This window comes from Kitasatospora sp. NPDC098652 (genome assembly GCF_044760155.1).
Lineage (GTDB): Bacteria > Actinomycetota > Actinomycetes > Streptomycetales > Streptomycetaceae > Kitasatospora.
The window spans coordinates 94,453-106,678 of record NZ_JBIWAQ010000026.1; the positions used below are offsets into that span (position 1 = coordinate 94,453).

Here is a 12,226-nt window from a genome sequence, read left to right on the forward strand (position 1 = left end):
GGGAAGGGCCCTGCCGGACGCCCGGTCCGGCGCCGCGCGCGAACTCCTGACGTCGGGTCCGACCCGTCGCCCGCCCAGTCTCGCCACGGACGGCCCCGGTTTTCCCTAGAGCGCGGAGCCCGGACGGGCGTGCCCGGCACCCCGGAGGTGCCCGGCACGCCCGTCCGGCCCGCGGCTACTCCCGGCCGCGCAGCCACTCCTCGACGATCTCGGCGGTGAGGACCGAGTCCTCGCGGATCATCGACAGGTGGTCGGCGTCGACGCCGACCACCCGGGCGCCCGGGACGAGCGGTTCGGCCTGGGCGCGCTGCTCGATGGGGGCCTCGTCCGCGCCGGCCAGGGCGCGGTCGCAGGTGATCAGCAGGACGGGGGCCGTGGTGTGGTGGACCTCCAGGCGGTTGAGCAGGACCATCCAGCGGCCCATGGCGGACAGCCGGGAGTTGGTCAGCCGCACCGGCGAGTCGGCGCCGGTGAAGTTGAGCCGCATCATGCCGGTGTAGTCGGTGCCCTCGTCCGCGTTGTGCTGGAAGCTCAGCGTGTCGAAGAGGACGACGCCCGCCGGCCGGATGCCCCACGTGTGCTCCAGCAGGCCGGCCGCGGCGTAGGCGAAGGAGCCGCCGGAGGAGTGGCCGGCGAGGACGAACGGATGGCCGTCACTGGCGCGCAGGGCGCTCTCGGCGATCACCCGGGTGGCGACCTCGGGGGTGGCGGGCAGCCGTTCGCCGGTGGCGAAGCCGACCAGCGGGAGCGCCGACACCTCGCGCTCGCCGCGGAAGTGGGCGGCGAGCCGGGAGTACTGGTGCACGCCCGCGTTGGCCGTCGGCGCGCTGACGCAGATCAGCCGGGTCGGGCGGGGCCCCTCGGCGAGGCGGGTCGCCCAGGGCAGGTCCTCCAGTTCGGCGGTCGCCTCGAAGGTGGGGCGAAGCGCCGCGACGGTGGCGAGCATCCGCTGGGCCTCGGGCACCTTGCCGTTGGCCAGGGCGTCGGTGAACAGGCGCTCCAGGGAGTCCAGTTCGGGTTCGGCACCGGAGCCGAGCACGGCCGCGCCGGTGCCGTCCTCGGTGGCCTGGTCGGCGAGTTCGCTGCGGATCCAGGTGGCGAGTTCGACCGGCGAGCGGCTGTCGAAGACGACGGTGGCGGGCATCCGCAGGCCGGTGACAGCGGCGATCCGGTTGCGCAGCTCGACGGCGGTGAGCGAGTCGAACCCGAGCTCGTAGAAGTCACGTTCGGCGTCGACGGCCTCCGGGGAGGGGTGGCCGAGGACGGCGGCGGCTTCGGCGCGGACGGTGTCGACGAGGTAGTGCATGCGCTCGCGCTCGTTGAGGTCGAGCAGGTTCCGGGTGAAGCCGACGGCCGCGTCGGCGCCGCTCCCGCCGCCGCCCGCGGCGGTGCGCCGGGCGGCGCGGACGAGTCCGCGGAACAGCGGCGGCACATCGCCCTGGGGGCGCATGCCCCCGGCGGCCAGGCCCATCGGGATGACCAGCGGTTCGGTGGAGCCGAGGGCGGCCTCGAACAGGGCGAGGCCCTGCTCGACGGAGAGCGGCGGGATGCCGCCGGACTGCATGCGCCGCATGTCGGTCTCGCTGAGTTCGCTGGTCATGCCCGCCTCCTGGGCCCACGGGCCCCAGGCGAGCGAGGTGCCGGCGAGGCCGAGCGACCTGCGGTGGTCGATCAGGGCGTCCAGGAAGGCGTTGGCCGCGGCGTAGTTGCCCTGGCCGGGGCTGCCCATGACGCCCGCGATGGACGAGAAGACGGCGAACTGGGCGAGGCCGAGGTCGCGGGTGAGCTCGTGGAGCTGCCAGACGGCGTCGACCTTGGGCCGCAGGACGGCGGACAGTCGCTCGGGGGTGAGCGCGGTGACGATGCCGTCGTCCAGGACGCCGGCGGTGTGGATGACGGCGGTGAGCGGGTGTTCGGCGGGGATGCCGGCGAGCAGGGCCTCGGTGGCGGCGCGGTCGGCGGTGTCGCAGGCGACGACGCGGGCCTCGGCACCGAGCGCCGCCAGGTCGGCGAGGAGCTCGGCAGCGCCGGGGGCGTCCGGTCCGCGCCGGCTGGTGAGCAGCAGGTGGCGGGCGCCGGTGACGGCGAGCCGGCGGGCGAGGTGGCGGCCGAGCGCGCCGGTGCCGCCGGTGATCAGTACGGTGCCGTCGGGGTCGCGCTCGACGGGCATGGTGAGGATGGTGCGGCGCGCCGGTTCGCAGGCCGTGAGCGCGGTGCGGGCGTCGCGGATGTCGTGTGCGGCGACGGACGCGGCGGTGAGCTCCCCGCGTCCGGCGAGGGCGGCGAGCTCCGCGAGGATCGCGGCGGTCCCGTCCGCGTCCGGTGCGGGCAGCCGGCCGAAGGCGGCGTCGTCGAGGACGAGGTCGGTGCCCGCCGCCGCGCGGCCGGTCAGCCGCTCCGGCGGCAGTCCGTGGCCGAGCAGGGCGTCGCGCAGCCCGTCGGGGGCGGTCGCGGAGACGTCGGCACCGAGGAGCAGGGCGAGCTCGACGGCGGCGGTGGCCGGTCCGGCGGCGGTGGCGTGGACGTGGACGGTCCGGCCGGACCGGGCGGCGGCCGGGCCGCCGAGGGCCCGCCACGCCGGGACGAAGTCGCCGGCCAGTGCGGCGGCGGCCTCGATCGACCAGCCCGCGGGCAGCGGGGCCAGCAGGCGCCGGTCGGCGACCGCCTTCGGCCCGGCGGGCAGCACGCCGAACACCTCGTCGCCGGGGCGCAGGTCCGGCACGCCGGAGCCGACCGCCGTCACCACACCGGCCGCGCCGGCGCCGTGTCCGTGGACCGCCGCGGCCTTCACCGCGACGGCGACCTGCCCGGCCGCGGGCGGCTCGGCCGCCTCGGGGCACGGCACGAGGGCCGGGTCCTCGCCCAGCGGGCCGTCCAGGACCCACGGAGTGCCGGCCGGGGGCAGCAGCCCCGCCGCGTCCGCGAGCCGGGCCAGCCGGCCGACCCGCAGGGCGCCGCCGCGGACCGCGAACTGGGCCTCGCCGTCGGCCAGCAGGCCGGGCAGCAGCGGCAGCACGGCGGCCACGTCCTGCGTCCGCTCGACGTCGAGCAGGGCGAAGCGGCCGGGGTGCTCGGAGTTCGCCGTGCGCGCCAGGCCCCAGGCGGCGCCGCCGGGCAGGTCGCGGACGGTGTCGCCGTCGGCGGCCCGGACGGCGCCCCGGGTCACGAACACCAGCCGGGAGGCGGCGGCGCGGTCGTCGGCCAGCCACTCCTGGACGAGGGCGAGCACGCGGGTGGTGTGCGCGTGGACGGCCGCGGGGACGTCGCCGGTCGGGCCGTCCAGCGCGACCAGGACGAGGTCGGGCACCCGGCGGCCGAGGTCGGCGATGGTCGCGGCCGAGGAGCCCGTGCCGTAGACGTCCCGGCCGAGGGCGGTGCAGCTCGGCGCCGTGGCGGCGGGCGGCGTGGCCGGGGCGGGGACCCACTCGATCCGGAACAGCGGGTCTCGGCCGGTGCGGGCGGCGGCCGCGGCGGCCTGCGGGGCGCGCAGGACGACCGAACCGACCGTCAGCACCGCGCCGCCCGCCGGGTCGGTGGCGGTGAGGGACACCGTGTCCTCGCCGAGGCGGGCCACGCGCACCCGCAGGGCGGCCGCTCCCCCGGCGTGCAGGGCCACGCCCTGCCAGGCCCGGGGCTGCGGCAGCTGCTCCTCCGAACCGACGCCGATCAGCACGGCGGCGTGCAGGGCGGCGTCCAGCAGGGCCGGGTGGAGGCCGAAGTAGCGGGCGTCGTCGGCGGGTTCGCCGTCCAGCTCGACCTCGGCGAACACCTCCTCGCCACGCAGCCAGGCGGCGCGCAGCCCCTGGAACGCCGGGCCGCGCCCGGGCTCGCGGTAGAAGCCGTCCAGGTCGACGGCGAGCGCGCCGGCCAGCGGCCAGGCCACCTGGGCGTAGTCCGGCAGGTCGTCGTCCTGGGGCACGAGGGTGCCGGTGGCACAGCGCGTCCACGGCTCGTCAGGGGCGGCGTCGCCGGGGCGGGCGTAGCAGGCCACCGGGCGGGAGCCGGTGCCGTCGGGCGCCCCGACGCGCACCTGCACGACGGGTTCGTCGTCCTCGGCGAGCGGCAGCGGGTCGCCGAGCGTGAGCTCCGCGATCCGGCCGCAGCCGACCTGGTCGCCGGCCCGGACGGCCAGTTCGACGAAGGCGGCGGCGGGGAAGGCCGGCCGACCGCCGATCCGGTGGTCGAGCAGCCACGGGTGGACGCGCAGGGCGAGGCGGCTGGTGAAGAGCACGCCGTCCGTGTCGTCGGCGAGCGGGACGGCGGCGCCGAGCAACGGGTGGTCGGCCGGGACGAGGCCGACGGAGGCGACGTCGCCGGAGAGGGCGGCCGGGCGGGGCCAGTACCGGCGGTGGTCGAAGGCGTAGGTGGGCAGGTCGACCCGGCGGGCGCCGGTGCCGTCGAACAGGGCCGCCCAGTCGACCGGGACGCCGGCCGCGTGGAGCGCGGCGAGGGCGGTGAGCAGGGTGCGCTCGTCCGCGCGGTCCTTGCGCAGGGCGGCGGCACGGACGCAGTCGGCCGCGTCGTCGCCGAGGCTCTGTTCGGCGAGGGCGGTGAGGACGCCGTCGGGGCCGAGTTCGAGGAAGGCGGTGGCCCCGGCCTCGCGCAGCGCGCGGACGCCGTCGGCGAAGCGGACGGCCTCGCGGACGTGGCGCACCCAGTAGTCCGGGGTGGTGAACTCGCCGCCCAGGGTGCCGGTCAGGTTGGAGACCAGCGGGATCGACGGCGCGCGGTAGGACAGGCCGTCGAGGACCTCGCGGAAGTCCGCCAGCATCGGGTCCATCAGCGGCGAGTGGAACGCGTGCGAGACCCGCAGCCGCGCGGTCCGGCGGTCGGCGAAGTGCGCCTCGATCCGCGAGACGGCCTCCTCCGCGCCCGAGACGACCACGGACGTCGGGCCGTTGACGGCGGCGATCGACACGAAGTCCCCGAGCAGCGGCAGGACTTCGTCCTCCTCGGCCTGCACGGCGAGCATCGCGCCGCCCGCCGGCAGCGCCTGCATCAGCCGACCGCGAGCCGCCACCAGGGCGCACGCGTCGCCGAGCGGGAACACCCCGGCGACGTGTGCCGCCGCGATCTCGCCGATCGAGTGCCCGGCCACGAAGTCCGGCCGCAGGCCCAGGGATTCGACGAGCCGGTAGAGCGCCACCTCGACCGCGAACAGCCCGGCCTGGGCGTACTCCGTCCGGTTCAGCAGGTCCGCGTCCTCGCCCCACACGACCGTGCGCAGCGGCTGGTCCAGGTGCTCGTCCAGCACCGCGCACACCGCGTCGAAGGCGTCCGCGAACACCGGGAAGCGCGCGTACAGCTCCCGGCCCATGCCGAGGCGCTGGGAGCCCTGGCCGGAGAACAGGAAGGCCGTCGCGCGGTCGGCCGCGACGCCGCGGGCGACCTCGGTCAGGCCCTCGCTGCACGCGAGCAGCACGGCCCGGTACTCGAAGGTGGAGCGTCCGGAGGCGAGCGAGAACCCGATGTCCAACGGGGAGAGTGCGAGGGCGCGGGCGCGGGCGAGGTGGGTCTCCAACGCGTCCTCGGAGCGGCCGGAGAGCACCCAGGGGACGACGGCGGGCAGCACCCGCTGGTCCTCGGTGTGCTCGGGCACCGCGGGGGCCTGTTCGAGGATCACGTGCGCGTTGGTGCCGCTGATCCCGAACGAGGACACCCCGGCGCGCCAGGGCCGGTCGACCTCGGGCCACGGCCGGGCCTCGGTGAGCAGCTCGATCGAACCCGCCGTCCAGTCCACGACGGCGGACGGACGGTCGATGTGCAGGGACTTGGGCAGCACGCCGTGCCGCATGGCGAGCACGGTCTTGATCACCCCGGCGACACCGGCGGCGGCCTGGGTGTGGCCGATGTTCGACTTCAACGAGCCGAGCAGCAGCGGCCGTTCGCGGTTCCTCCCGTAGGTGGCGAGGAGGGCCTGGGCCTCGATCGGGTCGCCCAGGGCGGTGCCGGTGCCGTGCCCCTCGACGGCGTCGACCTCGACAGGCGACAGTCCGGCGCTCGCCAGGGCCTGGCGGATGACGCGCTGCTGGGACGGGCCGTTGGGCGCGGTCAGGCCGTTCGAGGCGCCGTCCTGGTTGACGGCGCTGCCGCGCACGACCGCCAGCACCGGATGCCCGTTGCGACGCGCGTCGGACAGCCGCTCCAGGACGACCATGCCCACGCCCTCGGACCAGTTGGTGCCGTCGGCGGCGTCCGAGTAGGCCTTGCAGCGACCGTCCGCGGCGAGGCCGTTCTGGACGGTGAAGCCGGCGAAGCTCACCGGGGTGGTCATCACCGTCACACCACCCGCGAGCGCGAGTCCGCACTCGCCGCCCCGCAGCGCCTGGGCGGCCCAGTGCAAGGCGACCAGGGAGGACGAGCACGCGGTGTCGACGGTGACGGCCGGGCCCTCCAGGCCGAGCGTGTAGGAGATCCGGCCGGAGAGCACGCTCGACGCGAGGCCGGTGCCGGCGTGGCCGCCGATGTCCTCGCGCGAGTTCATCATGAGCGTCGCGTAGTCGAGGCCGTTGGTGCCGACGAAGACGCCGGTGCGGCTGCCGCCGAGCTTCTGCGGATCGACCCCGGCGCGTTCCAGGGCCTCCCATGAGGTCTCCAGCAGCAGGCGCTGCTGGGGGTCCATCGCGAGGGCCTCGCGCGGCGAGATGCCGAAGAAGGCGGCGTCGAAGTCGGCGACGGCGTCGATGAAGCCGCCTTCCAGGGTGGCGCTGCGGCCGCGGCCGTCGCGGTCGCCGACGAGCAGCGTGCGCAGGTCCCAGCCGCGGTCCCCGGGGAAGCCGGCGATGCCGTCGCCGCCCTCGGAGACCAGGCGCCACAGCTCGTCGGGCGAGGTGACGCCGCCGGGCAGGCGGCAGGCCATGCCGACGATGGCGATCGGGTCGGTGTCGTCGGCCGCGGCCCGAGCGGCGGGGAGCAGCGGGTCGGCGGGGGTGTCGAGGAGCTCGGCCAGGAGGTGCTCGGCGAGGACCTGGGCGGTCGGGTAGTCGTAGACGGAGGTGGCCGGGAGCTTGAGGCCGGTGGCCGCGCCGAGGCGGGCGGGCAGCTCGACGGCGGTCAGGGAGTCGAAGCCGAGGTCGCGGAACTTGCGGTCGGGGGCGACGGCGGAGCGGTCGGCGTAGCCGAGCACGGCGGCGACGTGGGTGCGGACCAGGTCGGTGAGCAGGGCGGTGCGCTCGGCCGGAGTGAGGGCGCGCAGGCGGCCGGTGAGCTCGGAGGCGGCGGTCGCGTAGTCGCGGCGGGCCGCGGCGGCGGCCTCCAGCGCGGGCCGGGCGGCCGGGAGGTCGCGCAGCAGCGGGTTGCCGCGCAGGCCGACCAGGCTCTCCAGGACCTGCGGCTGCGTCAGGTCGAGCAGCACGAGCGCGGGGGCCGGGCGGGTGACGGCCTGGCGCAGCGCGGCCAGGGCGAGCTCGGGGTGCAGGGCGGGGACGGCGGCGCGCTGGGTGCGTCCGTCGCCCCCGGCCGGGGCGCCCGAGTCGATGCCGGCGGCCTCGGCGCCGATCCAGGCGCCCCAGGCGAGGGAGGTCGCGGGCAGGCCCTCGGCGCGGCGGCGCTGGGCCAGCGCGTCCAGGACGGCGGCCGGGGCCGCGAGGGTGGCGCGGCCGGGGGTGCCGACGGCGCCCGCGACGGAGGAGCAGAGCACGAAGGCCGTCAGGTCGAGGCCGCGGGTCAGCTCGTCCAGGTGGAGGGCGGCTCCGGCGCGGACCCGGTGGACGGCGGCGAGGCGCTCGGGCGTCAGGTCGTCGAGGACGCCGTCGTCGACCGTGCCCGCCGCGTGGACGACAGCGGTGAGCGGGGCGTCGGCGGGGATCGCGGCCAGCATGGCGGCGAGGGCGTCACGGTCGGCGATGTCGCACGACGCGATCGTCACGACGGCGCCCAGGCCGGTCAGCTCCTCGGCGAGGTCGGCGGCGCCGGGGGCGTCGGGGCCACGCCGGCTCGCCAGCAGCAGGTGGCTCGCGCCCGCGGCGGCGAGTTGCCGGGCCACGGCCGCGCCTCGGCCGCCGGTGCCGCCGGTGATCAGCACCGTGCCCGGGGTCTCCCCCGGCGTCCAGCCCGCGTCCGGTGCGCCGGCCGGGGCCGGAACCAGGCGGCGGACGTGGACGGCGGCGGTGCGGATCGCGATCTGGTCCTCGCCGTCGGTGCCGGCGAGCGCGGCGGCCAGCCGGCGCACCGCGGACTGGTCGGGGGCCTCGGGCAGGTCGACGAGACCGCCCCACTGCTGGGGGTGCTCCAGCGCGGCGACCCGGCCGAGGCCCCACACGGCGGCCTGCTCGGGTGCGGCCGGCGCTTCGGTGCGGGCCACCGCGACGGCGCCGCGCGTCAGGCACCACAGCGGCGCGGTGACGTCCGCGTCGCGCAGCGCCTGGAGGAGTCCGAGGGTCGCGGCGGCCGGGCCGGTGCCCCGGCCGAGTCCGAGGAGGGACAGCACGCCGCTGAACGGGCGGCCGGTCGAGGGCAGTCCGCGCAGCAGCGCGGCGAGCTCGGCTCGCTCCGACGTGGGTACGGAAAGGCACAGGGCGTCCGGTCCGACCGCCTCACAGGCCGCCTCCGTCCACGCCTCGTCGCCGTCCTCGGCGGGCGTCACCACCAGCCACGGGCCGGAGGGCCGGGCCGTCGAGCCGCCCGCCAACGCACGCCAGGACTCGTGGAAGCGCAGGGCGTCCAGGAGCGACTGGTCGCGGTGGTGGCGCCGCCACGCGGACAGGGCCGGGAGGACCGCGCCGAGCGCCTCGCCGTCCACGGCGAGGTCGGCGGCGAGCGCGTCCAGGTCCTCGCCCTCGACGGCGGCCCAGAAGCGGGCGTCCAGCGGGTCGTCCGGCGCGGCGGCGCCGGGGCGCCCACCCGCCGGGGCGTGCGTCCGGGGCCAGTAGCGCTCGCGCTGGAACGCGTAGGTCGGCAGGTCGACGCGCCGGGCGCCGGTGCCGTCGAACAGACGCGCCCAGTCGACCGGCGTGCCGACGACGTGGAGGCGGGCGAGCGCGGTCAGCAGGGCGCTCTCCTCGGGGCGGCTGCGGCGGCCGGCCGGCTCGACGACCACGTCCGCGGCGTCCGCGAGGGTCTGCCGGACGGCCGGGGACAGGGCCGCGGTGGGGCCGAGCTCCAGGAAGTCCGTCGCACCGGCGGAGTGCAGCGCGCGGATCCCGTCGGCGAAGCGGACGGCCTCGCGGACGTGGCGGACCCAGTAGTCGGGGGTGGTGACGTCCTCGCTGTCGAGGGCGCCGGTGAGGTTGGAGACCAGCGGGATCGACGGCGCGCTGTAGGACAGGCCGTCGAGGACCTCGCGGAAGTCCGCCAGCATCGGGTCCATCAGCGGGGAGTGGAAGGCGTGCGAGACCTGCAAGCGGGTGGTCCGGCGGTCGGCGAAGTGTGCCTCGATCCGCGAGACGGCCTCCTCACTGCCCGAGACGACCACGGAGGTCGGGCCGTTGACGGCCGCGAGCGAGACGGACTCGCCCAGCAGCGGCAGGACTTCGTCCTCCGTCGCCTGCACGGCGAGCATCGCGCCGCCCGCCGGCAGCGCCTGCATCAGCCGGCCACGAGCCGCCACCAGGGCACAGGCGTCGTCCAGGCCGAACACTCCGGCCACGTGCGCCGCCGCGATCTCGCCGATCGAGTGGCCCCCGACGAACTCGGCGCGCACGCCCAGCGATTCGACGAGGCGGTAGAGCGCCACCTCGACCGCGAACAGCCCGGCCTGGGCGTACTCCGTCCGGTTCAGCAGCTCCACGTCCGAGCCCCACACGACCTCGCGGACGGGCAGCTCGAACTGCGCGCAGACCGCATCGAAGACCTCGGCGAACACCGCGAAGCGCTCGTACAACTCCTGCCCCATGCCGAGGCGTTGGGCACCCTGCCCGGAGAACAGCACTGCCGTCCTGCGCTCGCCGTCGGCGACGCCGCGCGCCACCTCGGCACCGTCCAGCAGCACCGCCCGGTGCGCGAAGCGCGACCGCCCGGCGGCCAGCGAGAGGCCGACGTCCACGGGTGAGGCGTCCAACCCTTCGAGTCGCGCGAGCTGCGCGTCCAGCGCGGCCTCCGACTTGCCCGCCAGCACCCACGGCACGACGACCGGCGCCACCGACGGCTCCGGCACGGGGGCTTCGGCCGGCGGGGCCTGCTCGACGATCACGTGCGCGTTGGTGCCGCTGATCCCGAAGGCCGAGACGCCCGCGCGGCGCGGCCGGCCGGTCTGCGGCCACTCCTCGGCCTGGGTGAGCAGCCGGATGTCACCGGCCGACCAGTCGACGTGCGAGGACGGCGCGTCCACGTGCAGCGTGCGGGGCAACACGCCGTGCTGCATCGACAGCACGGCCTTGATCACGCCGGCCGCACCGGCGGCGGCCTGGGTGTGGCCGAGGTTGGACTTCAACGAGCCCAGCAGGAGCGGCCGTTCGCGGTCCTGCCCGTAGGTCGCCAGGAGGGCCTGGGCCTCGATCGGGTCGCCCAGGGTGGTACCCGTGCCGTGGCCCTCGACGAAGTCGACCTCGGCGGCCGACAGGCGGGCGTTGGCGAGGGCCTGGCGGATGACGCGCTGCTGGGACGGGCCGTTGGGCGCGGTCAGGCCGTTGGAGGCGCCGTCCTGGTTGACGGCGCTGCCGCGCACGACGGCGAGCACCGGGTGCCCGTTGCGGCGCGCGTCGCTCAGCCGCTCCAGCACCAGGACGCCCGCGCCCTCCGACCAGCCCGTCCCGTCCGCGCCCTCCGCGAACGCCTTGCAGCGCCCGTCCGGAGCCAGTCCGCCCTGGCGGGTGAAGCCGGGGAAGCCGAGCGAGGACGACATCACGGTGACGCCGCCGGCCAGGGCCAGCGTGCACTCGCCGCTGCGCAGCGACTGGGCAGCCAGGTGCATGGCCACCAGCGACGAGGAGCACGCCGTGTCGACGGTGACCGCCGGGCCCTCCAGGCCGAAGGTGTAGGAGATCCGGCCGGAGACCACGCTCGCGGCCAGGCCGGTGCTCGCGTGGCCCTCGATGTCCTCCTGCGCGTTCATCACGAGCGTCAGGTAGTCCTGGCCGCCGGTGCCGACGAAGACGCCGGTCCGGCTGCCGCGCAGCGCCGTCGGGTCGATCCCGGCGCGCTCGACGGCCTCCCAGGACGTCTCCAGCAGGATCCGCTGCTGCGGGTCCATCGCGAGGGCCTCGCGCGGCGAGATCCCGAAGAACGCCGCGTCGAAGTCGGCCACCCCGTGCAGGAAGCCGCCCTTGGCGGTGGCGCTGCGCCCCCGGTCGCCGGGGCCGCCGCCGAGCAGGGTGTCGAGGTCCCAGCCGCGGTCGGTCGGGAAGTCCGAGATGCCCTCGCGGCCCTCGGCGACCAGCGCCCACAGCTCCTCGGGCGTCCCGATCCCGCCGGGCAGGCGGCAGGCCATGCCGACGATCACGATCGGGTCGTCGGCGGTGCCGGCGGCCACCGCGGCCGGGACCACCGGCTCGGCGTGCTGCCCGAGCACCTCCGCGAGCACGAGGTCGGCGATGGCGGTGGGGGTCGGGTGGTCGAAGACCAGGGTCGCCGGGAGGCGCAGGCCGGTGACGGCGGTCAGCCGGTTGCGCAGTTCCAGCGCGGTGAGGGAGTCGATGCCGAGGTCGTGGAAGTCGCGGTCGGCGGCGACGGCCTGCGGGGAGGCGTGACCGAGGACGGACGCCGCCTCGGTGCGGACCAGGTCGACGACGTGCCGCAGCCGGTCGGCCGCGCGCAGCTCGTAGAGGCGGGCGGCGAGGGCCGTCATGGTGGCGGCGCCGGTGCCGGTGGCGGAGGCCGTGCGACGGCTGGCGGGCAGGAGGGCGCGGAACATCGTCGGCACCTCGCCGCGCGGGCGGGCACCGGCGGCCATACGGCCGGTCGCGACCAGGTAGGGCTCGTCGACGGCCATCGCGGCGTCGAGCAGGGCGAGGCCGTCCTCCTCGGTGAGGGGCGGGACGCCGGAGGAGCGGATGCGGTGCAGATCGGCCTCGGAGAGCGTGCCCGTCATACCGGCCGTGGGCACCCAGGCGCCCCAAGCCAGGGACTGGGCGGCGAGGCCCTGCTGCCGGCGCCAGAGCGCCAAGGCGTCGAGGTAGACGTTCGCCGCCGCGTAGTTGCCCTGCCCGGCACTGCCCATCACGCCCGAGACGGAGGAGAACAGGACGAAGGCTTTCAGGTCCTGGTCCTTGGTCAACTCGTGGAGGTTCCAGGCCGCATCCACCTTGGGGCGCAGGACGGCCGACAGGCGCTCGGGAGTGAGCGCCGTCAC

Annotated in this window: 1 protein-coding gene; it reads right to left on the reverse strand. The window is 76.7% G+C overall.

Features of this window, described 5'->3' with window-relative positions; translation table 11 throughout:
- Positions 1-175: 175 nt before the first annotated feature.
- Positions 176-12,226, reverse strand: a 12,051-nt coding sequence (locus tag ACIQWA_RS35680; RefSeq protein ID WP_402489890.1) for a type I polyketide synthase, incomplete at its 5' end; no start/stop codon positions are given.